Source organism: Serratia sp. SM04 (assembly GCF_040280225.1).
In the GTDB taxonomy this organism is placed as follows: domain Bacteria; phylum Pseudomonadota; class Gammaproteobacteria; order Enterobacterales; family Enterobacteriaceae; genus Serratia; species Serratia sarumanii.
Window position 1 is genome coordinate 595,698 of sequence record NZ_JBEOQT010000022.1, and the last position, 22,899, is coordinate 618,596.

The following is a 22,899-nucleotide window of genomic DNA, read 5'->3' on the forward strand; positions in this document are numbered from 1 at the left end:
TTAAAAAATGATATGACTTAGCAAATCGGGCGATTCCGCCGCCGTCGGTGTTTTTTTGTGTCCCGTGTCGCAACGCTTGATACACATCTGTGATACATATTTGCAACACTCGCGAACGGGGGAGAAACGCATGTTGCCTGACGACCGCTTGCCCACCGAGGGCGCCAGTCCGCTGGCGGAATCCTGGCAGCGCAGCCGGGGCTACGGCCTGACGCGCGCCGATCGCCATATCCCGTTTATCAAAGCCGGACTGCTCGAAGAGCTGCGTAGCCGCAACGACTGGGTGCCGCAGCGGGTACAGCCGCTGATCGAGCAGCTGGGCGCGCAAATTACGCGCCAGCCCGCCATTGTGGTGATCGCCGACGCCGACGGGCTGGTGCTGGAAACCCGCGGCAATACCGACTTTTTGCACAAGGCGTCGCGCTTTGCGCTGGCGCCGGGCAACCAGTGGGGAGAAGCGGAGCGGGGCACCAACGCCATCGGCACCGCGCTGGCGCTGGGCGCGTTCTGCGAAGTGCGCGGCGGCCAGCATTTCCTCAACCAAAACGCCGGGTTGAACTGCACCGCCGCGCCGATCTATCGGCCGGATGGCCGCATTGCCGGCATACTGGATCTCTCCGCCCCCGCGCAGCGGCCGTATCGCGATGCGCAGCGCCTGATCATGCAGGCGGTGCGGCATATTGAACACCGCTGGGTCAGAAGCGCGATCGCCGATCGTCACTGGACGCTGCGCCTGCACGCCGATGCCGGTCGTCTGGGCAGCGCGCAGGAGCTGCTGCTGGTGTTTCACGACGAAGTGCTGGTCGCCGCCAATCGGCTGGCGATGATGGAGTTTCAGCTCTCGCCGGCCGCATTCGGCTCCGTCGAGTTCGCCCAGCTGTTCCCCGATCTGTTGCGACAGCCCTCCGGCGCGCCGCGTCAGACGCTGGCCGGCAATCAACGGCACTATTATTCTCTGCTCGAGGCGCCGCAGCGCCGCGTTAGCGCCCTGCGTTCCACGCCGCCGGCGGAACGGCATGACGAGCAGCATCAGAAAGCGCTGCGGATCCTCAACGCCGGCCTTTCGCTGTGCGTGACCGGCGAAACCGGCTGCGGTAAAGAGCACTTCAGCCGACGCCTGTTTCAAGAGAGCCGCTGGCGCAACGGCAACTTCGTGGCGATCAACTGTGCGGCGCTGCCCGAGCCGCTGATCGAATCCGAGCTGTTCGGCTATGCGCCGGGGGCGTTTACCGGCGCCAACCCGAAAGGCTATATCGGCAAGATCCGCGAGGCGGACGGCGGCGTGCTGTTCCTCGATGAAATCGGCGACATGCCGGCGGGCCTGCAGACGCGGCTGCTGCGGGTGTTACAGGAAAAAACGGTCACGCCGCTCGGCAGCCGCAGCGCCTTTGCGGTCGATTTTGCGCTGGTCTGCGCCACGCACCACGATCTGCATCGGCAGGTTGAGGCGGGGGCGTTTCGCGAGGATTTGCTGTACCGCATACAGGAATACAGCCTGCGCATTCCGCCGCTCCGAGAGCGGGCGCAGCTGGAGGCCTTTATTATGCAGCTGTGGCGAGAGTTGGGCGGTGAGCGGCGCGACATTCGCCTGCTGCCGGAAGCGCTGGCGATGCTGGCGCGCTACCCGTGGCCCGGCAACGTGCGGCAGCTGTTGAGTACGCTCAAGGTGCTGCTGGCGCTGGCGGACGATCATGCGGTGCTCACTCTGGACGATCTGCCGCAGTCCATCGCGGTGCTGGCGCCGCGCCAGGAGAGCGCCGATACCGGCCTGGAGGCGCTGCAGGCGGCGATCGACAGGGCGGGCGGCAACCTCAGTCGGGCGGCCAAGGCGCTCGGCGTTTCGCGTAGCACGCTGTACCGCAAGCTGGGAAGGCAGAAAGCGGCGGCGGAATGACACTTCTCGATTGAGCGGCGATAAGGCCCCGCTGCGCGGAGCCTGTTGCTCTCTCAATCCCCCAGCCCCGGCGGGTTAATCTCCGAATGGGCGATCTTCTCGTCGCTCTCCGCCCAGCGATCCAGCACCTGCAGATAGCTACCGTTGGCGATGGCGCTGTTGAGCGATGCCTGCACCGCATCCACCAGGCCATTGCCTTTCTTCAGCGTGACGGCGATGTTGGCGGTCTTCGGCCAGCCGCCGGGCACGATGCCTACCAGCCGGGTTTTGCCGGTCAGCCGCGCCTGATAAGCGCCGGAGACGTTGGGGCCGAAGGTGGCGTCGGCGCGGCCGGACTGAATGGCCAGCGTGGAGGCGGCCTTGTCGGTGACGTACACCGGCTGCAGCGGTGCCAGTCCCTTGGCGCGGTTCTCCTTGTCCCAGGCCAGCAGCACCGCTTCCTGATTGGTGCCGGAATCGACGATGATCTTCTTGCCGGCGATATCCGGCGCGGTGTTGATCTGGGTGATTTTACTGTCGGATTTGACGTAGAACCCCAGCGTATCCTGGCGATAGGTGGCGAAATCGAATTTGGTCTTGCGTTCGTTGGTTACGGTGATGTTGTAAACCGCGGCGTCATATTTGCCGGAGGCCACCCCCAGCGGCCAGTCTTCCCACGAGGTGGGCACCAGCTTGAGTTTCAATCCCAAGCCGTCGGCCACCAGGCGCGCGATGTCCGCCTCGCTGCCGATCACCGTTTTATTGTCGCGGGCGTACAGGCCGAATGGCGGGCCGCTGCCCAGCAGGGAAATGGCCACCGTCAGCGTGCCGGGCTCCACGAACCGGAAGCCGGCGGGGATTTTGGCCACGGCTTCGGCGCTCTTCACCGTGTGGATCGGCGTTTCGTTGGCGACGAGATCCACCCCTGGCGCGGCCGCGGCGGAAAAGCTCAGCAGCGCCGCCATCACAATCATCTTTTTGCTATATATCATTATGTTAATTACCTTCATTATTATGGGTGTCACAAGGTCGTTGCACTATCTCTAAAGGCGGCAGATCTGTGAACGAACAAAATCAACTATCCAATCTTGGAAATGTCATGAAGCGCCGCCGGTGGCGCTGAATCTCTCGAGGATGAACCATGCTGTCGCGTTTCGCTACGTTGGGCCGCATACCGCGCGGCGTGTGGGTATTGGGTGGGGTGAGTCTGTTGATGGACGTCTCCTCGGAAATGATCCACAGCCTGCTGCCGCTGTTTATGGCGACGACGCTCGGCGCCAGCGTGATCGTCATCGGGCTGATCGAAGGGCTGGCGGAGGCGACGGCATTGATCGTCAAGGTGTTCTCCGGCGTGCTGAGCGATTACCTCGGCAAGCGCAAAGGGTTGGCACTGCTGGGCTACGGGCTGGGCGCCATCAGCAAACCGTTTTTCGCCATCGCGTCGTCGTCCGGCATGGTGATGAGCGCGCGCCTGCTGGATCGCGTGGGCAAAGGCATCCGCGGGGCGCCGCGTGATGCTCTGGTGGCCGACGTGACGCCGCCGGAGATTCGCGGTGCGGCCTTCGGGCTGCGCCAGTCGCTGGATACCGTCGGTGCCTTTTTAGGGCCGCTGCTGGCCGTCGGCCTGATGCTGCTGTGGCACAACGATTTTCGCGCCATCTTTTGGGTGGCGGCGATCCCGGCGGCGCTGGCGATTGCGCTGCTGTTTTTCGGCCTGAAAGAGCCGGCCGCCGCGATAACCCACAAGCGCACCAACCCGATCACCCGCGCCAATCTGCGGCTGCTGGGGCGCGGCTATTGGTGGGTGGTGGGCATCGGTGCCGTCTTCACGCTGGCGCGCTTCAGCGAAGCGTTCCTGGTGCTGAAGGCGCAGCAGGGCGGCACGCCGCTGGCGTTGATCCCGCTGGTGATGGTCGCCATGAATCTGGTCTACGCCTGCTCGGCCTATCCGTTCGGTAAACTGTCCGATCGCATGAGCCATGAAGGATTGCTGAAAGCCGGGCTGCTGGTGCTGATCGCCGCCGATGTGGTGTTGGCGCTGAGCGATCATTGGGGTGGGGTGCTGTTTGGCGTGGCGCTGTGGGGCGTGCACATGGGCATGACGCAGGGACTGTTGGCGGCGATGGTGGCGCATACCGCGCCGGCGCACCTGCGCGGCACCGCGTTCGGCATGTTCAATCTGATCAGTGGCGTGGCGCTGCTGCTGGCGAGTCTCGGGGCCGGAACCCTGTGGGAGCTGTTCGGTTCCGCCTCCACCTTCTACGCCGGGGCGCTCATCTGCGTGGTGACGCTGGTCGGCATGCAGCTGGCGCCGCTCGGCGAACGGCGGGGCGCTTAACGGCCGTCGACAAGTTGCGGCATCGCCTGCAGCAGCTCGGGCACCCGCTGGGATTCCACAGCCCGGCTGAACAAATAACCCTGGCCGATATGGAAACCGGCTTCGCACAGCGTTTGCCGCTGCTGCTCGGTTTCCACACCCTCGGCGATGATATCGATCGACAGTTTTTGGCCGAGGATGCCAATGCTTTCCACGATCGCCAGGATCGCCGGTTCGGTATTCATCCGTTGAACGAAGTCGCAGTCCAGCTTAATGCAGTCCAGCGGGTAATCCATGATATGGCTGAAGGAGGAGTGGCCGGTGCCGAAATCGTCCAGCGCGATGCGGATGCCCATCTCCTTGAGCATTTGCAGCGCGCGCAGCACGTACTTCGAGCCGTGCTTGTTGAACGCGTGTTCGGTCACTTCCAGTTCGATCAGAGGGTGGGGAATGTGGAACTTCAGCAGGCGCTGCAGGAAGGTTTCGGCGTAGTTGTCGCGTAAAAACTCGATCGGCGACACGTTCAGCGAGATGGGCCGCACCGCCACGCCGGCCGCGCGCCAGCGGGCGATATCGGCGAAGACCTTCAGCTGCATGGCCTCGCTGATCTTGGTCGCCAGCTCGTAGTCGTTGAACGCCTCGCTTACCGTTGCCGGCAGCTGCACGCCGTTGATCGGGCAGTGCCAGCGCAGCAGCGCTTCAAAGCCGACGATGCTGCCGTCGGTCAGGCAGACCTTCGGCTGGTAGCTGGGACGGATGCAGTTGTCGCGCACGATCTGGCGTGCGTAGTTGAGCTGGCTGGCGCGGGCGCGCGCTTTGTCCATCATTTTGCGGTCGAACATATAGACACCGCCGCGGCCGCCGTCTTTCAGCTCATACAGCGCGGTATCGGCGCATTTCATCAGTTCCGAAGCGTCGCGCGCGTCTTTGGGATAGATGGCGCCGCCAAGGCTCATGCCGCAATGCAGCGTCTTGCCGCCGTGGGTGATCGGCGTCTCCAGCTGCAGCAGAAACTTGTTGGCGATGCGGAAAATATCCTGCTCGTTTTCGACGTCGCTAATCACCACGGCAAACTCGTCGCCGCCGAGGCGGGAGACGAACGAGTGCGCATTCATGCAGGCGCTGAGCCTTTTACCCAAGATCCGCAGCAGATGGTCGCCCGCCGCGTGGCCCAGCGTGTCGTTCACCAGCTTGAAGTGGTCAAGATCCAACAGCATCAGCCCGAGGGACTTGTTGCCGTGCAGGGCGCGCTTCATCTCTTGCTTCAGCTTTTTCTTGAAGAGGCGCCGGTTGGGCAGGCCGGTCAATTCATCATATTCGCTGGCGAGCAACAGACGTTGTTCCATCACGCGCTGTGAAGTCACGTCGCGCGAGACGCACAAGATCTCGGCCACGGCGCCGTGTTCGTCGCTGACCGGCGTGAGAATGTTGTCCCAGTGCTGTTTTTTACCCTGCGGCGTCACGCTCAATCCGGTGAAGCGCGCATTCTTTCCGGCTCTGACGCTGCGCAGCGCCTTACTGCCGCGGCGCCGGATCTCGGGCGACAGCAGCCCCAGCCAGGGCATGCCAAACTCTTTTTGCGCCGGATCAAGGCCAAGGGCCAGGCTGCCGGAGCGGTTCATGTGGCGCAGCGTGCCGTCTTGATTGATCACTTTGATGCAGTCGACGCTGGCGTCCAGCATGTCTTGCTGGATAGAGAGCGCCTGAACGTTTTGCTGGCGCTGCAGCATTTGCGGATGGATGTCGGTCGCCGTGAGGTACCAGCTGAGCTCCAGCGCCATGCCATCCTGCCGGGCGTTGAACGCCAGCATAAACCAACGGTAGGCGCCGCTGCGATCGCGCAGGCGGGCTTCGCCGGCGAACGAGGAAAGGGCCACGATCGCCTGGCGCCATTGCGCGGCCAGCCGCTCGCGATCGTCGGGGTGCAGGGCATCGAGCCAGTCGGCGGCGCCGTGTTCACCGGCGATGGCGCCGGTATAGTCGCGCCACTGTTTATTGAAGTAACCGCCAAGGCGGTTGCCGAAGCAAATCAGGCCGGGCAAGTCGTCTACGATTTCGCCATAGAGATCAATCGGATTTTTGTTATTGCTCTGCTTGGGCAACAGGGTCATGCGGTATTTCCTCGGAAAATTACCCATATTCTCGCTCTAGGGCAGAGCTTCTTTCAATATAGTCTTGCCAATTAAAATGGGAATAGCCAGCGGGCGCGGCTAAAAATCGGCCCGCCAGCATGGAATACATCCCGCGTGAGCGCATTAGGAATACTCCTGTTATTTATAAGCATCCCTTATATTGCAGCGAAAAATAAGTAATCGGACCACGCCGCGTTATTGTCGTGAAAATTAATCATTCCTGATGTTTCTCTGTGGCCAAATGTTCAGTCGCCATGATGTACTTCCGAACGGTATTCTGCCTGCTCTATGCGGTAATACTGACAAAAACCGCAGTCCAGACGGTGATAAACGCCATTTTATGCACTCTGCAACGCCCGTCGTCGCCCGTTCACTGGGGCTTAGCGAAAAAATCATGATGCAAATCAAGAAATGTTTTGTTTCATCTGTTGACACTTTGCTTACGTGTGAGATAGCCTCGCGAATGATAATCATTAGCAAAACTGGATGGTGGCGCAAATGCATTCACGTAATTTTCTTCGGGTAACGGTTCGGATAACAGGCAACGGTCACAACACGAGACCACGTCTGCTGTGGTCTCTGGCAACGAGACAAGGTATCGAACGGCCGTTGTCATCCGCTCCTTTGAGCGGCATCTCAACTTAGCCTCAACGCGCAAACTCTGGAATCACACCCTTGCCGGATCAATGCGCCTATTATTTCCGTGCATTTTGCACGGACATATCGCGATCTCACGCAGTTGCATCAGTTCTCAATCATGGGTAAGGAGGCATCGGGTAGTTAAAAGTCAATTGTAAAGGGATAGGCAAAAAGAGTGGGGCGTATCGGGTGATCGCTATTCTCAGGATCTTGATTATCCCCAAGGGACATTTCGGATGTCATAGCAATACTAGCTACTTTGTGGAGAAAGTTATGGGTAATACCATGAATGGAAACGAAACGGGTTGGGACAGCGTTAACGATCTTATTCACTACCATGAGCGCGGAAATGGTCTGACGATAAATAACAAACCGTCTTATGACATAAATCAGGCGGGGTTGCAGATCGCGCGCGGCGATAAAACCTGGAATGGCGTGCACGTCACGGGAAAAGAGGCGACGGTGACCTATTCCTTCCCGGATTGGGATTATAACGAACTGAACCTGGGCCACCGCTCCCCGGAACGTGATACGGGGCTGAGCGCGTTCACGCAGCAGCAACAAGAACAGGCGAAGCTGTCTTTGCAATCCTGGGCCGATGTTGCCAACATCAAATTTGTCGAAGTTGCCGCAGGCCAACCCTCCAATATTACCTTTGGCAATTATGAGGGGACAGGACAAGCGTATGCTTTGAAACCGTTCTCATATAATGGCAATGATTACAGGGGGTTCAATTCTGATGGGCAAAGTTGGTACAACATTAAGAATCACTCCGAAAATTTGCATCCTGAGCTAGGTAATTACGGCCGCTTAACCATTACCCATGAAGTTGGCCATACTCTCGGGTTAGATCACCCGGGCACTTATAATGCGGGGCAAGGCAGCCCAAATTATACCAAGGCAGTTTACGCCGAAGATACCCGGCAGTTTAGCGTAATGAGTTACTGGAATGAATCCATTACCAATGCGGATCATGGCCATTACTATGCCGCTGCGCCGCTGGTTGATGATATCGCGGCTATTCAGCATCTTTACGGCGCCAATATGACCACCCGAACCGGCGACACCGTTTACGGGTTTAATTCAAATACAGGCCGAGACTTCTATACGCTCAACGACAGCCACGACAAACTGGTGATGTCTGTTTGGGATGCAGGCGGTAATGATACCCTTGATTTCTCGGGGTATAGCCAAAATCAACGTATCAACTTGAACGAAGGCGCTTTCTCCGACGTCGGGGGATTAAAAGGGAATGTTTCCATCGCCGCTGGCGTCACTATCGAAAACGCGATAGGGGGCTCAGGTAATGACGTCATTGTTGGGAATCACGCAGACAATACGCTCAAAGGCGGCGCCGGCAACGATGTCATTTACGGTGGAGCGGGCCAGGATCAATTATGGGGAGGGCAAGGCAACGACATTTTTGTCTTCTCTGATGTGAATGACTCGCCTGTTCGGGCTCCTGATACCATTTGGGACTTTGAGTCAGGCAAGGATAAGATCGATCTGTCCTTCTTCAACCAGGGCGCTAAAGGCAGTGATTTCATTCAGTTTGTCGATCATTTCAGCGGGCAGGCCGGTGAGGCGCTGGTATCCTATGATACCCAGAGCAATCTGAGTGAATTGGCCTTCAATATCCATGGCGGTGCAAATCCAGACTTCCTGGTGCACATCGTCGGGCAGGCCGACGTCGCTGTTGACTTTATCGTGTAAAACGGCAACGGTGGGCGATGATGCCCACTGTTTCGCATGGGCCAGCTATGTGCAAATTTATTCTTGTCGGAATAATTTTCTTGTTTTCAGGAGCCTCTATGGCAAGCAGTCTGGTGTTACCTTCCGCCGAAACGCTATCCGGGCAGTGGACGGTCAGTGATAAATCAAAGTCTTGTGTTGTGCAGCTCAACGCGGAGAGTGTGGAATCGGCCGGCGGCTATAGCCTGAAATTTTTATCTGATTGCACGCCCGACGTCTTGCTGCAAGAGCCTGTGGCGTGGCGTCCTGCTCCCGATGGCATTGCGCTGTTGGACAAGGATGGGCTGACCGTACTTTTCTTCTCTCAGGAAGACGATCATTATCGCAGCCAGATCTGGGCTGAAACTGGGAAGATCCTGAAGAGAAATAACTAGCGGAAAACGCCGGCCTGACCCGGCGCTTCTGAACGCGGTTATCACGCCTCACATCACCCAGCCTCCGCCGTAACGGCGGGGGCTTTTTAATGGGCGGGCGGCAAGCCGTCGACGATGGTAATCATGGCTTCCGCCACGTGGCACCGCTGTTGTTTCGCCAACTGATAGGCCGGCGAATGGTAGCAGGCCAACGCGGTGGCGTAGTCGTCGAATTCGATCAGCACATGTTTCACAAACGATGGGCCTTCCAGCGTTTGCGCCTGTTCGCCGCGGGCGAGAAAACGGGCGTTGAACTGGCGAAACGCCTGGGGCGCCAAATCCATGTAATGCTGATATTGCTGCGGATCTTTCACGGTAACATGGGCAATCCAGTAAGCGGGCATCTCAGGACTCCTGTTGCAGAATGCGCTTGGCCAGCGCGGCGGCCTCGGTCAGGTGATCGATGACTTCTTGCCTGGCCTGCGTCGGATTGTTTTGTTCGATGGCGTGATAAATGCGCGTCATGCGCTCGAAACCGGCCAGCTGGCGCTCCGGGGTTTTCAGGGTCAGGGCGCGCAGGCGGCTGATGCGGCTATTCAGGCGTTGAACGATTTCCCAGGCAATGGCGTGATGGGCCACCTGGAAAATGGTTTCATAAAAGGCCTGCGAGGCTTCAACGCGCTGAATATCGTCCTGCCCGGCCGACGCCTGATTAATCGCAATTAATTTTTCATGCAGTTTCTTTTTATCTTCCGGCCCGGCTTTCAGGGCGCAGTCGTGAGCGGCATCCTGTTCAAGCAGCAGGCGAATAGTATAAATCTGCTCGGCAATTTCCCAGGTCAGAATAGCGACAATCGGCCCTTTCTTGCCGAGCGTTTCAATGAGCCCCTCCGCTTCGAGATAACGGATCACCTCGCGCACCACACTGCGGCTGACGCCCAGCTCCTCGCACAGGCTGCGTTCCACCAAACGATCGCCGGCCTGAAAATACCCTGAGATAATCGCCTGCCTAATTTTCGCCAATGCCAATTCGCGCAAGGTGACCGGTGCATTCTCAATTTTCAATGACGCCTGAACCATAATTGTCTCTATTTTATGTGGATCATCATTAATCCGGATAACGACGCGTATTTCCGTTTGCCCGGTACTATTAACATCTTTCCAACCTGCAAAGCAACGGCGGCCGATTTCGCGCCGCATCGCCAAAACGGTGAATGTTGCCGCAGCTCACAAAATCGAAAGATAGCCTAAAAAAACCGCTTTTCGGTGCCGATAGCCGCTGGCTCAACGGCTGCGGCACGGGCACAGGGTGCTGAGCGGACGCGGTTGTGGCCGGCGTTTCATTCCCTGCCAAAGTCCACGAAAATTTACTAATGCATTGATTAACCGCTGTTATTTTCAAATGTGCTCTACCGCCTCAAGTGAAAATAAGAATACCGTATTATGGTATACCAAATTTTGACATACCAATCTGCCCGATGCTATACCCTCGACTCGCGACATCTGATTAACATTTGATTTACTTTTCGAGGTCCCTTATGCATCAAGACATCCGCAAGACCCTGGTTTCCACAGAAACCCTCTACGCCGACGGCGGCAAATCGGCGAGTAAACCGCTGGTGATGATCGCGGCGGCGGCGGTGATTAAAAACCCCTGGGCCGGGCAAGGCTTTGTCGAGGATCTGGCGCCAAAGATTCGAGAAATGGCGCCGGTGCTGGGCGAGTTGCTGACCGGTTTGATCCTCAAAGAAGCCGGCTCCGGCGAGCGGGTGGAAGCCTTCGGCAAAAGCGCGGTGGTGGGGCTGGGCGGCGAGTTGGAACATGCCTCGGCGCTGATCCACACGCTGCATTTCGGCAACCACTACCGTTCGGCGGTCAACGGCAAGAGCTATCTGGCGTTCAACAATACCCGCGGGCCGGCCAACGCGCCGATCCTGATCCCGATGATGGGGAAAAACGACGAAGGCAGCCGCGAGCACTACCTGACATTTCAGTTCAACATCAACGACGCGCCCTTCGACGATGAAATCGTCATCGCACTGGGCGCGGCGCTGGGGGGGCGGCCGCACCACCGCATCGGCAACCGTTATCTGGATCTGAAAGAGCTGGGCCATGATCAGAACAATCCGGCAGCTGTCTGAACCCGCTTTGCGGGTGGGGTATTTGGAGGCCGGGCGTGGCGAGCCGCTGGTATTGATCCACGGCGTAGGCATGAACGCGGAGGCCTGGTATCCCCAGCTCGATGCGCTCAGCGCGCACTTTCGGGTCATCGCCGTCGATATGCCGGGCCACGGAGAAAGCGAAGGCTTCGCCCACGCCGCGACGCTGGAGGATTACGTGCGCTGGATAGCGGCCTTCTTAAATACCCTGGGCGCGCCGAGCGCTGCGGTGGCGGGGCACTCGATGGGGGCGTTGATCACCGCCGGTCTGGCGATCGATTATCCGGAGCGGGTCAATCGCGCGGTGGTGATGAGCGGCGTGTTTCAGCGCTCAGCAAAGGCCAGCGCCGCGGTCGCGCAACGCGCCAGCGCGTTGGCCAGCGGCCAGACGCAGCTCGACTCGCCGCTGAGCCGGTGGTTTGGCGCCGATCCCGCCGAACAGCGTCTGCGCCGGCAGGTGGGCGGCTGGTTGCAACAGGTGGACATATCGGGCTACGCCCGCGCCTATCAGGCGTTTGCTACCGGCGATCGGGTGTATGCCCAGCGTTGGCACCTTATCCGCTGCCCGGTGTTGGTGCTGACCGGCGAGCACGACGCCAACTCCAGCCCGGAGATGGCGCGGCAAATGGCGCAGGCCGCACCGAACGGGCGCGCGGTAATCATTGAGAACGCCAAACACATGGTCAGTCTGACCGATGCGCAACGCGTCAACGCGCTGATGCTCGATTTTCTGACCTCAGAGCAACCTTTGACTTTAGGAGCGGCAAATGGACGCGGATAAACGCAGGCAGTTGCGCGACGCTTTCGGTGCCTTTATGACCGGCGTCACCATTGTGACCTCGGTAGACAAGCAGGGGAAGCCGATTGGCTTCACCGCCAATTCGTTTTCGTCGGTGTCGCTGGATCCGGCGCTGCTGTTGGTGAGCATCGATAAACGTTCGGCGAATCTGGCGCATTTTACCCAGTGCAGCCATTTCGCCATCAATATTCTGGCGGAACAGCAAAAAGAGGCTTCAACCATTTTTGCGCAAAAGAACGAAGACCGCTTTGCGCAGATCGATTGGCGCTGGAGCGCGTCACGGGTGCCGCTGATCGATAACAGTTCGGCCTGGTTCGACTGCTCGCTGCATCAGGTGGTGGACGCCGGCGACCATGCCATTCTGATCGGCAAGGTCGAAGGGTTCGAGTCCAACGCCACCGCCGGTCTGGGGTATTACCGCGGCGCTTATTTCACGCCTTATCAAAACGCGCAGTCGCTGATTGGCGGGCCGCAGGTGGTGGTAAGCGCGTTGATCGAGTTTGAAGGGCACGCCGTGATGGTGCGGCAAAATGACGGCGGCTATCAACTGCCGTCCAGCGCGGTGGAGAAACGCAGCGTCAGCGAAACGTTGGGGGAGCTGCTGCAACAGCTGGGCATTAATGCCCATCCGGGCTTCGTCTATTCCGTCTATGACGACCGCCAAAAGCACCAGCAACACATCGTTTTTCTGTGCGCGCTGCCGACCGACGCCGGCAGCCTGACGCCGCAGCTGGGCGCGGCGGAATGGTTCGACATGCCGACGCTGGCGCGGCTGCCGATCAAGGATCCGGCGCTGCGATCGATGCTGGGCCGGTTCGTCAAAGAAAACGCCGTGGGCAATTACGGTATCTACTATGGCGATGAGCACAGCGGTGCCATCAAGCAATTCGCCGGTTGAGGCTGAACGGGAGAGTGTGATGAAACTGTCTTTATTCGTGCATATGGAACGAACGTTACCCGACGAACCGCAGGAAAAGCTCTACCAGGAGATGATCGAGCTGTGTGAAATCGCCGATCGCGGCGGCATGCACGCCATCTGGACCGGCGAGCACCACGGCATGAATTTCACCATTGCGCCGAATCCGTTCATCAATCTGGCGGACATTGCCCGGCGCACCTCGCGGGTGCGGCTCGGCACCGGCACCATCATTGCGCCGTTCAATCACCCGATCCGTCTGGCGGGCGAGGCGGCGATGACCGACATCATCACCGGCGGCAGGCTGGAGCTAGGCATCGCGCGCGGCGCCTATTCCTATGAATACGAACGGCTGATGCCCGGTTTGACCGCCTGGGATGCCGGGCAGCGCATGCGCGAGTTGATCCCGGCGGTGAAAAAACTGTGGCAGGGCGACTATGCCCATCAGGGGGAATACTGGTCGTTCCCGGCGACCACCTCGTCGCCGCTGCCGAAACAGCAGCCGCATCCGCCGATTTGGGTGGCGGCGCGCGATCCCAACAGCCACGAATTTGCGGTGCAAAACGGCTGCAACGTTCAGGTTACGCCGCTGCATCAAGGGGAAGAGGAGATCGTGCGGCTGGTGACCTGTTTCAACGAGGCGCGTGCACGCTTCGCCGCCGAGCAGCCGCTGAAGATCATGCTGTTGCAGCATGGCTACGTAGCGGAAGATGAGGCGGACGCCCGCCTGGCGGCGGAAGAGCTCAACCGTTTCTACCACTACTTCGGCGCCTGGTTCAAGAACCAGCGGCCGGTGCGGCAAGGGCTGATTCAGCCGCTGAGCGACGAAGAGATCGCCGCCAATACCTATTACTCCGCCGAGATGATGCGCACCAACCTGGCTATCGGCACCGCCAATGAGGTCATTACGCGGCTGAAAAAATATGAGGCGCTGGGGTATGACGAGTTTGCGTTGTGGATCGACAGCGGCATGAGCTTTGCGCGTAAAAAGGCCTCTCTGGAGCGGTTCATTCGCTGCGTGATGCCGGAATTTCACTGACGGAGGCGCTGATGGAATCGTTCAAACTCTACATCGATGGCCGGTTTGACGCCGGTTCGGCCACCTTCGACTCGATCAACCCGGCGAGCGGCGAACCCTGGGCGCAGGTGGCGGAAGCCCGCGCGCAGGATGTGGATCGCGCCGTTGCGGCGGCGCACCGGGCTTTCCAGGGGGCCGAGTGGCGCGATATGACCGCCGGCGCGCGCGGCAAGCTGTTGTTGCGGCTGGCCGACTTGCTGGAGCAGCACGCCCCCGAGCTGGCGCGGCTGGAAACGTTGGATACCGGCAAGATCATCCGGGAAACCCAGGCGCAGATCGCTTATGTGGCGGAATACTACCGGTACTACGCCGGCCTGGCCGACAAGATGGAAGGCAGCGTGCTGGCGATCGACAAAGCCGACATGGAAACCTGGGTACGTCGCGAACCGATTGGGGTGGTGGCGGCGATCGTGCCCTGGAACAGCCAGCTGTTTCTTGCGGCGGTGAAAATCGGCCCGGCGATCGCCGCCGGCTGCACGCTGGTGGTCAAAGCGGCGGAAACCGCGCCGGCGCCGCTGCTGGCGTTCGCCAGACTGATAGACGAGGCCGGTTTTCCACGCGGCGTATGCAATGTGATCACCGGTTTTGCCGCCGAATGCGGTGCGGTGCTGACGGCGCATCCGCAGGTAGACCACATCGCCTTTACCGGCGGCGCGGAAACCGCGAAGCACATCGTTCGCGGCAGTGCGGAAAACCTCGCCAGCACCTCGCTGGAGCTGGGCGGAAAATCGCCGTTTATCGTTTTCGATGATGCGGATCTGACCAGCGCGGCGAATGCGCAGGTGGCGGCCATTTTCGCCGCGTCGGGCCAGAGCTGCGTAGCCGGCTCGCGCCTGCTGGTGGCGGAAAGCATCAAGGACGCGTTTTTGGCCCGGCTGACGGAGAAGGTGCGCAGCATCCGCATCGGGCCGCCGGATCGCCCGGACACCCAGTTCGGGCCGCTTTGCACCAGGCAGCAGCAAGAGCGGATCGCCGCCATCGTCAGCCGTTCGCTGGAGCAGGGGGCAAAACTGGTGATTGGCCACGCGGCGATCGACTCACCGGGCTTTTACTACCCGCCGACGATTGTCGATTGCAGCGCACAACCCGACGCCGAGTGCGTGAAGCAAGAGCTGTTCGGCCCGGTGCTGTCGGTGTTGACCTTCAGGGACGAAGCGGAGGCTATTCAGCTTGCCAATGATTCTGCCTATGGCCTGGCGGCCGGCATTTTCACGCAGAACCTGACGCGCGCGCATCGGGTGACCCGTCGCCTGCGGGTGGGGGTGGTGTGGCTGAATACCTATCGAGCGGTATCGCCACTGGCGCCGTTTGGCGGCTACGGCCAGTCGGGGTTTGGCCGCGAGGGCGGGATTGACGCCGCGCTGGAATACACCACCAGCAAGACGGTGTGGCTGCGCACCAGCGACGATCCGATAGACGATCCCTTTGTCATGCGCTGAGTCAGCGCAATCAGGCGCGATCTCAGGTCGCGCCGGCAGCCCCGTTTTCATCGCATTGATACAGGCGACCGCAATGTCGCCGGGGCAGACGCACGCTTTTTTCGACCTATTCGCACCCTAACACGCTGTAAAAAATAATAATCCACGTTAACCGGGGGATATATGAACTCTCAGCCAGAGCAGACCGCGTTTATTGAAGACAAGTCGATCGATTTTGTTCCCGCCGGGGAGCGTCATGGCCATGCCCGCAGCCTGTTTACCCTGTGGTTTTGCACCAATATTGCGCCGCTGGCGGTGGTGACCGGGGCCATCTCCACACAAACGTTTCATCTCGATATTCTCTCGGCGCTGAGCGCGATTATCGCCGGCCACCTGTTCGGCGGTATTTTTCTGGCGCTGACCTCTGCCCAGGGGCCACAGGTCGGAATACCGCAAATGGTGCAGAGCCGGGCGCAGTTTGGCCGCTACGGCTCGCTGTTGGTGATCGTGTTCGCCACGGTGATCTATCTGGGGTTCTTTATTTCCAACATCACGCTTTCCGGCAAGGTCATCCATAACGTCATCCCGTCATTGAACATGGGCGTGGCGACGGTGATTGGCGCGGTGTTGGCAACGTTGATCGGGGTGGTGGGATACCGTTTCATCCACAAGATCAACAAAATCGGCGCCTGGGTGATGGGCAGCGCGCTGATTCTCGGATTGGTATTGATGTTTTCTCAACCGCTGCCGGCGGATTTTTGGCAGCGGGGATCGTTCAGCATTGCCGGTTGGTTCGCCACGTTCTGCATCGGCGCCGTCTGGCAAATCAGCTTCTCGCCCTACACGTCAGACTATTCGCGTTACCTGCCGGCGGAAGTCGGCATTGCCAAACCCTTCCTGTATACCTACCTGGGCGCCTGCAGCGGCACCATTTTGGCCTTCGTGTTCGGCGTGGTGGCGGTCAATCTGGTCGCCGGCAGCGACGATGCCATGGAGGCGGTGCGCCAGGCGACGGGAGGGCTGGGGCCGGTGCTGATGGTGCTGTTTCTGATCAACATCATCTGCCATAACTCGATGAATTTGTACGGCGCGGTGCTTTCACTCATCACTGCGGTACAAACCTTCTTACCGCAGTGGATGCCGAATGCGCGTATACGCACGCTGTTCTCGGCGCTGATTTTGCTGGGGGCTGTGTGGGTGGCGCTGGTTGCCTCGGCCAACTTCGTTCATCTGTTCCTGAACCTGATTTTTGCCTTGATTTCGGTGCTGATCCCCTGGTGCATGATCAACCTGATTGATTTTTACCTGCTTAACCGCCAACGCTATGACATTTCGGCCATTTTCAGCGCCGACGGCGGGCGCTACGGCCTGCTCAACACCCGCGCGCTCGGCGTTTATTTCGGCGGTATTGCGGTGCAGGTGCCTTTCGTCGAGAACGCATTCTTCTCCGGCCCTTACGCCAATCTGATCCCGGGCGCAGACATTTCCTGGGTGATCAGCATGGTGCTGACCGGCATCGCCTACCCATTGTGTTGTTCGCGACGGGCTAACTGGGCGGTGCAATTATAATTTGTGTTGTTCGCGACGGGCTAACTGGGCGGTGCAATTATAATTCTCCTGCATCCCGGCCAGCATAAAAGACCGGTTTGAGTGATATGATAAAGTAATTTTTAGAACAGGATGTTTCTAATTTTTTAATTTATTAAATTAGATAATAATCATATGAAATGGCTAAATGGATTTGGGCTAACTTATGATTGTTATATTAATGTTGCTGCTCATGGTGTTTTATATATCGCTAGCTTATGAGTTTAAAAGAATGAAAAAGCGAAGAATATATGCCTGCCATAAAAGGAAAAGGAAGAAGTCGGTCAGGCGATTAATCAACATGCTGTTATTCAAATGATTTCCCGATGTAATTCTTACAGGAGGGAACACGATTATTGAGATATATCTCCCCCCGGTTATCAGTTGTTTCGCTACGTTTATATTGCGTCGGGTTGGCTCCGACGCAACATCAGCCTGCGGCGAATAGCCGCTGCTGCCAATAGGCCAGTTGCGTCAATGTCATGGGCTCGGCGGCAATGATTGCGTGATTTTCCAGGGCGATTTCGCGTGCGCGTTGCAATGGCTCGGCGCTGAGGCGCTGCGCGCTTTGCCGCAGCGCCTGTTGCGTTTGCGCCAGCTCGTTTGCGCCCACGTGCGCCAGCTCATGACGCATTTGCAGTAAGAATTCGTCGGTTAACTGCCGCAGCTGTTCAACGTTGAACGTTGGGGATTGCAGCGCGAACAGCAGGCCTTCGGCATCGGCGCAGCGGTGGAAGGCGCATTGCACCACGTAGCCCACGTTGCGATCCACGCGCAACCGCTGAAAATAGCGCGGCGCGTAAAGCTGGGCCAGCACGCGCAGCGCCCAACGGCCTTCGGCTTCGCCGTTCGGCAGCGGGTAAAACTGCAGCAAGGCGTGTTCGGCGCCGCTTTCCGTCAACGTGACGGGGCGATGATGCTGATATATCGGCAGCGGCGGCTCGGCGGCCACGGGATAGGGGAAGTCGTACAGCAGGTGCGACAGCTGCCGTTTTAACTCGCCATCGCCGCCGACTAAGGTGGCATGCCACTGCACCGTTGTTGCTGTCGGCGCGCTGAGCGCCGCGGGCAATTGGGCCAGCAGGCGACGAATGGCGATGTCGTTTTGCTCTTGCAACTGCGTATGGCGCAGGTTTCTCGCCGCCTCGTTGAGAATGGCCGACGGCAACGCCGCCAGCGCCCGGTTCACCTCGCTCATCCCGTGGCAAAGCAGCGCGTGGCTGCCCGCCAGCTGCAGCAGCCACGCGCCCTGGTGGCGTTCGAAGCTTAAATGTCCTTCCCTATGCGCCAGCTCTGCCGCCCCGGCGCGCAGCGCCGCCTGTAAGCCGTAGGCCTGTGCATCACTGAAGGGGCTGGACGGCGTCGGCCGCAGCAGCAGCACCGGCTGCGCTTCGTCGGGGCGCAGATGCCGCAGCGGCGCCAGGCCGGCAGGCAATGTCGGGGGCGGCAGCGCCGCCGAGGAGGAGAAAAAGCGGAAGGGTTCAGCCGTAGCCGTCAGCGCGGCGCCGGCGAAGGGGCCAAGCGCCAGCGGCAGCCCTTGAATTTCACGGGTTTCACCGCCGCCTTCGGGCCGCACGGCCAGGCGACGGCGCGGCGCGCTAATCAACGCCGCAATATGCCGTGGCCAATCGTCGTTCGGCTCCGCCGGCGGCAGCCCAAACGCTCTGGCACGCAGTTGGTCGAGCGGCGCCAAACGGTGGAAATCGCGATTTGCCAGCCGCTCGTAATGCGCAAGCTGGGCCGGTGTCAGCACCTGCAGCGCCTGCAGCCACGCCAGCAGGGCGCTTTCGATGCAGGCAGCCTCAGCGGCTGAACCGTGATTGACGGTAAAGATAAAACTCAGCAGCGCGTTGTTCTCGCTGCAGCGCGAATAATCGAGCCGAACGGCATCGCACCACGCCTGAGCGCGCAGCCGGGCCAGCAGCCCGCCGGGGGCTTCGTCCAGCAGCAGGCGCTCCAGCCGCCGTAGCCAGCCGCGCGGATGGGAGCGCGGCAGGGCAAACACCAGTCTCAGCTGCGGCGTGCCGGGCAGCGTCAGGGTGTAATCTTCCGCAGCGGTCAGCGGCGGTGAGCTCTCGTGCGGTGAGCCGTTGCCCGCCGGCAGCCGGCTGCCGTAGCGCTGGGCCAGCGCATGCAGCTGCGCCAGCGATTGCGGGCCTTGCAGCCACAGCGTCAGGTTTGGCGCGCGAAAATAGCGCTGATGAAACTGCCGCAGCGCCAGCTGCAACGCGGAAATATCGCTGCCGAAGGCGGCGCGGCTGCCGATATGAAAGCGATGCATTGCGTCGAGGCCGCTGAACATCTGTCGCTGCGCGGCTTCGCAGCGGGTTTCCACATCGGCGCGCAGCAGGCGATATTCAGCGTCGATGACCTCAATCTCCTGAGCGATCGCCTCGGCCGCCAGCTGCGGGGCGGCGAGCATATCGCTCAGCCGCGCCAGCCCCGGCGCCAAATGGTCTGCGCTTACTTCGAAGAAGAAGGCGGTTTGCGTGGCCTGGGTGGTGGCGTTCAGCCGGCCTCCCACCGAGGCGACCCAGGCCATCAGACCATCTTGCACGCCGTAGTTCGCGCTGCCGCGAAACAACATATGCTCCAGCAGATGCGCCAGGCCCGGCCAGGCGACGGGCGCCTGAAAACTGCCCGCTTCAATGCGCACCAGCGCGGCGGCGCCCGCGGCGGCAGGATCGCTTATCGCCTTGACGGCCAAACCGTTGTCGAGCTGCCACGAGGCGGCGGCGGGTGTCATCGTCAACCCTTGAAGATCAGACGGGAGTTGGCCTGATTGCGAAAACGCAGCTGATCGATACCGATCTGCGAGCGATTCGCCGCTTCCCGCGCCGCCAGAATGGTGCCGTGGTGGGGCGATTTGCCGCACACCGGGTCGGCGTTGTCGGCGTTGCCGGTCAGCATGAACGCCTGGCAGCGGCAGCCGCCGTAGTCTTGCTCTTTCTCCGAGCAGGAACGGCACGGCTCCGGCATCCAGTCATAGCCGCGATAGCGGTTAAAGCCGAACGAGTGGTACCAGATATGCTGCAGATCGTGCTCCAGCACCGACGGGAAGGCGATCGGTAACTGACGGGCGCTGTGACAGGGTAACGCCATGCCTTCCGGCGTCACGCTCATGAAGATGGCGCCCCAGCCGCCCATGCAGCCTTTGGGGCGCTCCTCGTAGTAGTCCGGCGTGACGAACAGCAGGTTGGCCAGCTTGCCGTCGTTGGCCATGCGTTCGCGGTAGCGTTTCACCACCGCTTCCGCGTCGGCGATCTGCTCGCGGGTCGGCAGCAGGCCCTCGCGGTTGAGGTGCGCCCAGCCGTAGAACTGGCAGGTCGCCAGCTCGACGTCGTCGGCGTCCAGCTGGATAGCCAGTTCGATAATGCGGTCGATCTGGCCGATATTATGGCGATGCAGCACGAAGTTGAGCACCATCGGATAGCCGAGCGCCTTGACCGCCCTGGCCATGGCCAGCTTCTGCTGAAACGCCTTGGCGGAGCCCGCCAGCGCGGCGTTCAGCGTTTCATCGCTGGCCTGAAAACTGATCTGGATATGATCCAGCCCGGCGTCGGCGAAGGTCTGCAGCTTCTTCTCGGTCAGGCCGATGCCGGAGGTGATCAGGTTGGTGTAAAAGCCGAGCTCGCGCGCGGCGGCGATCAGCTCGGGCAGGTCTTTACGCACCAGCGGCTCGCCGCCGGAAAAACCGAGCTGCACGCTGCCCATCGCCCGCGCCTGGCGAAACACCTCGATCCACTGCGCGGTGGTCAGCTCTTTTTCCTGCGCGGCGAAATCGAGCGGGTTGGAGCAATACGGACACTGCAGCGGGCAGCGGTAGGTCAGCTCCGCCAGCAGCCAGAGCGGCGGGTTCACCGCCGGCGCGCGCGCTTCAGTCACGGAAGGTCACCCATTTTTGTTCGTAGGCGCGCTGGAAAAACTCCAGCACGTCTTCCGCCAGCCCTTCGGCGCCGGGGAAGCGGGCGCTCAACAGGGCGATGATGCCGTTCAGCGTGGTGTGGCCGTCGACCAGTTGCAAGATGGCGGCGGCGCTGTCGTTCAGCTTGGCCATGCCTTCCGGGTAGAGGATCACGTGGCTGTTTTGCACTTGCTCCCATTGCAGGCGATAGCCGCGGCGGAAGACGGGGGTGTGTTCAGGGTTCAGCGTCATTACACCAGCCTCTGGTTGTGCCATACCCGCGCGGCGGTCACGCTGTGGTAAGGCGGGCGGTTCAGGGTATAGGCCATGCTCATGGCATCCAGCATGCTCCACAGAATGTCCAGCTTGAACTGCAGGATCTCCAGCATGCGCTGCTGTTTTTCTACGGTGTCGCAATAGTCCAGCGCCAGCGCCAGGCCGTGTTCCACATCGCGGTTGGCCTGGCCGAGGCGGCTGCGGAAATAGTCGTAGCCGGCGGCGTCGATCCACGGGTAGTGCTGCGGCCAGCTGTCGAGGCGCGATTGGTGGATTTGCGGCGCGAACAGTTCGGTCAGCGAGCTGCAGGCCGCTTCCTGCCAGCAGGCGCGGCGCGCGAAATTGACGTAGGCGTCCACCGCGAAGCGCACGCCCGGCAGCACCAATTCTTCAGAGAGCAGGGCGTCGCGCTGCAGCCCGACGGCTTCGCCCAGGCGCAGCCAGGCTTCGATGCCGCCTTCGCTGCCGCCGTAGCCATCGTGATCCAGGATGCGCTGCACCCATTTGCGGCGGGTTTCCGGCTGTGGGCAGTTGGCCATGATCGCCGCGTCTTTGATCGGAATGCTGGTCTGGTAGTAGAACCGGTTGGCCACCCAGCCCTGGATCTGTTCGCGGGTCGCTTCGCCGATGTGCATCGCGATGTGGTACGGGTGGTGAATATGGTAATAAGCGCCTTTGGCGCGCAGCGCCGCTTCAAATGCCGGCGGAGTCAGGGGCGGTGGTTGCGTCATGGCGGTTCCCTACAGTTCGATATTCATGCCGTCCCAGCTCACTTCAATGCCGGCGGCGGTCAGGCTTTGCCGCTCTACCGAGTCTTCATTGAGGATAGGGTTGGTATTGTTTATGTGGATCAGGATCTTACGCCTGGCGGGCAAGGTGGCGAGCAGGGCCGCCAGCCCGTGTTCTTCCGCCAGCGCCAGATGCCCCATGTCCTTGCCGGTATTGCGGCCCACGCCGGCGTTGGCCAGCTCGTTGTCGCGCCACAGCGTGCCGTCGATCAGCAGGCAGTCCGCGCGGCGCAGCCACGGCAGCAGCGCCTCGTCCGGCTCACCCAGGCCCGGCGCGTACAGCAGCGCCACCCCGCGCGCGGTATCTTCGATAAACAGCGCCACGTTGTGGCCCGGCATCGGGCGATCGCGGAACGGCGAATAGGGCGGCGCGTTGCTGAGCAGCGGAATGGCGGTAAAGCGCACGTTCGGGCAGACCATCGTGCGGAACGGCTCGCCGGGCGTCACCGGGTGGTGAATCAGGCCGCCGTTCCAGTGTGAGAGCATGGGAAATACCGGGAAACCGGTGCTGAGATCGTCATGCACTTCAGGGGTGCACCAGACGTGATGCGGGCAGCCCTCGCGCAAATTGAGCAAGCCCGCGCTGTGATCGATCTGGCTGTCGGTCAACACGATCGCGCCGATGCCGGTGCCGCGCAGCACCTCGGGATTATTCAATTCGGGCGAGGCCAGCAGCTGATGGCAAATGTCCGGGGAAACGTTGCACAGCACCCAGTTTTTACCGTCGTCGCTGACGGCGATGGAGGACTGCGTGCGGCGCGTGGCGCTGATGCTGTGGTCGCGAACGCCCCGACAGTTGTCGCAGTTGCAATTCCACTGGGGAAAGCCGCCGCCCGCCGCCGAGCCGAGAACTTTTATCTGCATGTCTAAACCAGAAAAGAAGGAAAGAAATGCCCGCGCGAAAGGCG

The 22,899-nt window shown here is 60.4% G+C and carries 19 protein-coding genes; 10 read left to right on the plus strand and 9 right to left on the minus strand.

From position 1 onward, the window contains the following. Nucleotides 1-130: 130 nt before the first annotated feature. Nucleotides 131-1,894, plus strand: coding sequence for a sigma-54-dependent Fis family transcriptional regulator (locus tag ABTW55_RS23575; RefSeq protein WP_060421019.1), 1,764 nt, complete (start codon nucleotides 131-133; stop codon nucleotides 1,892-1,894). Nucleotides 1,895-1,947: 53 nt separating this feature from the next. On the opposite strand, the gene ABTW55_RS23580 is transcribed toward ABTW55_RS23575, so the two are convergent. Continuing rightward, the gene (locus ABTW55_RS23580) at nucleotides 1,948-2,865 is read right to left on the minus strand and encodes an ABC transporter substrate-binding protein (RefSeq protein WP_086556917.1); all 918 of its coding nucleotides are present in this window, start codon (nucleotides 2,863-2,865) and stop codon (nucleotides 1,948-1,950) included. Nucleotides 2,866-3,014: 149 nt separating this feature from the next. Here ABTW55_RS23580 and ABTW55_RS23585 point away from each other — a divergent pair, with 149 nt between their 5' ends. Continuing rightward, the gene (locus tag ABTW55_RS23585) at nucleotides 3,015-4,211 is read left to right on the plus strand and encodes an MFS transporter (protein WP_060421021.1); all 1,197 of its coding nucleotides are present in this window, start codon (nucleotides 3,015-3,017) and stop codon (nucleotides 4,209-4,211) included. Here the strand turns inward: ABTW55_RS23585 and ABTW55_RS23590 are convergent. Further along, nucleotides 4,208-6,301, minus strand: coding sequence for a bifunctional diguanylate cyclase/phosphodiesterase (locus tag ABTW55_RS23590; RefSeq protein ID WP_060421024.1), 2,094 nt, complete (start codon nucleotides 6,299-6,301; stop codon nucleotides 4,208-4,210). The two genes, ABTW55_RS23585 and ABTW55_RS23590, sit on opposite strands and share 4 nt — an antisense overlap. Before the next feature lie 933 nt (nucleotides 6,302-7,234). On the opposite strand from ABTW55_RS23590, the gene ABTW55_RS23595 reads away from it, so the two are divergent. After that, nucleotides 7,235-8,674: a serralysin family metalloprotease gene (locus ABTW55_RS23595; RefSeq protein ID WP_033648293.1), complete on the plus strand. Its 1,440-nt coding sequence runs from the start codon at nucleotides 7,235-7,237 to the stop codon at nucleotides 8,672-8,674. Between the two features lie 98 nt (nucleotides 8,675-8,772). Continuing rightward, nucleotides 8,773-9,087 (plus strand): AprI/Inh family metalloprotease inhibitor, encoded by a 315-nt coding sequence (locus tag ABTW55_RS23600; protein WP_060421027.1) that lies wholly within the window; start codon nucleotides 8,773-8,775, stop codon nucleotides 9,085-9,087. 86 nt (nucleotides 9,088-9,173) lie between these two features. Here the strand turns inward: ABTW55_RS23600 and ABTW55_RS23605 are convergent, their stop codons facing one another. Together ABTW55_RS23605 and ABTW55_RS23610 are read right to left on the minus strand one after the other, a co-directional pair. After that, the gene (locus tag ABTW55_RS23605; protein ID WP_033655039.1) at nucleotides 9,174-9,470 is read right to left on the minus strand and encodes a DUF1330 domain-containing protein; all 297 of its coding nucleotides are present in this window, start codon (nucleotides 9,468-9,470) and stop codon (nucleotides 9,174-9,176) included. Nucleotide 9,471: 1 nt separating this feature from the next. After that, nucleotides 9,472-10,266: a GntR family transcriptional regulator gene (locus tag ABTW55_RS23610; protein WP_230199938.1), complete on the minus strand. Its 795-nt coding sequence runs from the start codon at nucleotides 10,264-10,266 to the stop codon at nucleotides 9,472-9,474. Between the two features lie 338 nt (nucleotides 10,267-10,604). Between ABTW55_RS23610 and ABTW55_RS23615 the strand changes: the two genes are divergently transcribed. The 6 genes from ABTW55_RS23615 to ABTW55_RS23640 all read left to right on the plus strand — a co-directional run bounded on the left by ABTW55_RS23615 (nucleotide 10,605) and on the right by ABTW55_RS23640 (nucleotide 17,005). Beyond that, on the plus strand, nucleotides 10,605-11,207 hold the full coding sequence (locus ABTW55_RS23615; protein ID WP_041035081.1) for an amino acid synthesis family protein: 603 nt from the start codon (nucleotides 10,605-10,607) through the stop codon (nucleotides 11,205-11,207). After that, nucleotides 11,179-12,006: an alpha/beta fold hydrolase gene (locus ABTW55_RS23620; RefSeq protein ID WP_060421030.1), complete on the plus strand. Its 828-nt coding sequence runs from the start codon at nucleotides 11,179-11,181 to the stop codon at nucleotides 12,004-12,006. Before ABTW55_RS23615 ends, ABTW55_RS23620 begins: the two co-directional genes overlap by 29 nt. Beyond that, nucleotides 11,993-12,922, plus strand: a complete 930-nt coding sequence (locus tag ABTW55_RS23625; protein ID WP_060421033.1) for a flavin reductase family protein — start codon at nucleotides 11,993-11,995, stop codon at nucleotides 12,920-12,922. Before ABTW55_RS23620 ends, ABTW55_RS23625 begins: the two co-directional genes overlap by 14 nt. 19 nt (nucleotides 12,923-12,941) lie before the next feature. Further along, nucleotides 12,942-13,979 (plus strand): LLM class flavin-dependent oxidoreductase, encoded by a 1,038-nt coding sequence (locus ABTW55_RS23630; RefSeq protein ID WP_033648300.1) that lies wholly within the window; start codon nucleotides 12,942-12,944, stop codon nucleotides 13,977-13,979. A gap of 11 nt (nucleotides 13,980-13,990) precedes the next feature. Beyond that, complete coding sequence (locus ABTW55_RS23635; protein ID WP_033655043.1) at nucleotides 13,991-15,457, plus strand: aldehyde dehydrogenase; 1,467 nt, start codon at nucleotides 13,991-13,993, stop codon at nucleotides 15,455-15,457. A 162-nt stretch (nucleotides 15,458-15,619) separates the two neighbouring features. Next, entirely contained in the window at nucleotides 15,620-17,005 is a 1,386-nt protein-coding gene (locus ABTW55_RS23640; protein WP_047567500.1) for a cytosine permease, read from the plus strand. Between the two features lie 448 nt (nucleotides 17,006-17,453). Here the strand turns inward: ABTW55_RS23640 and pqqF are convergent, their stop codons facing one another. Genes pqqF through pqqB form a run of 5 tightly spaced genes read right to left on the minus strand, consistent with a single transcriptional unit; the run spans nucleotide 17,454 to nucleotide 22,855 of the window. Then, the gene (pqqF, locus tag ABTW55_RS23645; RefSeq protein WP_060421035.1) at nucleotides 17,454-19,769 is read right to left on the minus strand and encodes a pyrroloquinoline quinone biosynthesis protein PqqF; all 2,316 of its coding nucleotides are present in this window, start codon (nucleotides 19,767-19,769) and stop codon (nucleotides 17,454-17,456) included. Nucleotides 19,770-19,771: 2 nt separating this feature from the next. Next, the gene (gene pqqE / locus ABTW55_RS23650) at nucleotides 19,772-20,908 is read right to left on the minus strand and encodes a pyrroloquinoline quinone biosynthesis protein PqqE (protein WP_060421037.1); all 1,137 of its coding nucleotides are present in this window, start codon (nucleotides 20,906-20,908) and stop codon (nucleotides 19,772-19,774) included. Further along, entirely contained in the window at nucleotides 20,901-21,179 is a 279-nt protein-coding gene (gene pqqD / locus ABTW55_RS23655; RefSeq protein WP_033653178.1) for a pyrroloquinoline quinone biosynthesis peptide chaperone PqqD, read from the minus strand. Before pqqD ends, pqqE begins: the two co-directional genes overlap by 8 nt. Continuing rightward, complete coding sequence (gene pqqC / locus ABTW55_RS23660; protein ID WP_060421039.1) at nucleotides 21,179-21,934, minus strand: pyrroloquinoline-quinone synthase PqqC; 756 nt, start codon at nucleotides 21,932-21,934, stop codon at nucleotides 21,179-21,181. The genes pqqD and pqqC overlap by 1 nt, the downstream gene beginning before the upstream one ends. A 9-nt stretch (nucleotides 21,935-21,943) precedes the next feature. Beyond that, a complete protein-coding gene (gene pqqB, locus ABTW55_RS23665; protein WP_033653177.1) occupies nucleotides 21,944-22,855 on the minus strand; it encodes a pyrroloquinoline quinone biosynthesis protein PqqB in 912 nt (303 codons plus the stop codon). Between the last annotated feature and the right edge of the window lie 44 nt (nucleotides 22,856-22,899).

Bases quoted from the DNA above. Each gene is read 5' to 3' on its own strand.
- ABTW55_RS23575 (WP_060421019.1), top strand. From the start codon at position 131: ATGTTGCCTGACGACCGCTTGCCCACCGAGGGCGCCAGTCCGCTGGCG.
- ABTW55_RS23580 (WP_086556917.1), bottom strand. From the start codon at position 2,865: ATGATATATAGCAAAAAGATGATTGTGATGGCGGCGCTGCTGAGCTTT.
- pqqD (WP_033653178.1), bottom strand. From the start codon at position 21,179: ATGACGCTGAACCCTGAACACACCCCCGTCTTCCGCCGCGGCTATCGC.
- ABTW55_RS23625 (WP_060421033.1), top strand. From the start codon at position 11,993: ATGGACGCGGATAAACGCAGGCAGTTGCGCGACGCTTTCGGTGCCTTT.
- pqqB (WP_033653177.1), bottom strand. From the start codon at position 22,855: ATGCAGATAAAAGTTCTCGGCTCGGCGGCGGGCGGCGGCTTTCCCCAG.
- ABTW55_RS23605 (WP_033655039.1), bottom strand. From the start codon at position 9,470: ATGCCCGCTTACTGGATTGCCCATGTTACCGTGAAAGATCCGCAGCAA.
- ABTW55_RS23630 (WP_033648300.1), top strand. From the start codon at position 12,942: ATGAAACTGTCTTTATTCGTGCATATGGAACGAACGTTACCCGACGAA.
- ABTW55_RS23610 (WP_230199938.1), bottom strand. From the start codon at position 10,266: ATGCGGCGCGAAATCGGCCGCCGTTGCTTTGCAGGTTGGAAAGATGTT.
- ABTW55_RS23600 (WP_060421027.1), top strand. From the start codon at position 8,773: ATGGCAAGCAGTCTGGTGTTACCTTCCGCCGAAACGCTATCCGGGCAG.
- ABTW55_RS23620 (WP_060421030.1), top strand. From the start codon at position 11,179: ATGATCAGAACAATCCGGCAGCTGTCTGAACCCGCTTTGCGGGTGGGG.
- ABTW55_RS23615 (WP_041035081.1), top strand. From the start codon at position 10,605: ATGCATCAAGACATCCGCAAGACCCTGGTTTCCACAGAAACCCTCTAC.
- ABTW55_RS23635 (WP_033655043.1), top strand. From the start codon at position 13,991: ATGGAATCGTTCAAACTCTACATCGATGGCCGGTTTGACGCCGGTTCG.
- pqqC (WP_060421039.1), bottom strand. From the start codon at position 21,934: ATGACGCAACCACCGCCCCTGACTCCGCCGGCATTTGAAGCGGCGCTG.
- pqqF (WP_060421035.1), bottom strand. From the start codon at position 19,769: ATGACACCCGCCGCCGCCTCGTGGCAGCTCGACAACGGTTTGGCCGTC.
- ABTW55_RS23595 (WP_033648293.1), top strand. From the start codon at position 7,235: ATGGGTAATACCATGAATGGAAACGAAACGGGTTGGGACAGCGTTAAC.
- ABTW55_RS23590 (WP_060421024.1), bottom strand. From the start codon at position 6,301: ATGACCCTGTTGCCCAAGCAGAGCAATAACAAAAATCCGATTGATCTC.
- ABTW55_RS23640 (WP_047567500.1), top strand. From the start codon at position 15,620: ATGAACTCTCAGCCAGAGCAGACCGCGTTTATTGAAGACAAGTCGATC.
- ABTW55_RS23585 (WP_060421021.1), top strand. From the start codon at position 3,015: ATGCTGTCGCGTTTCGCTACGTTGGGCCGCATACCGCGCGGCGTGTGG.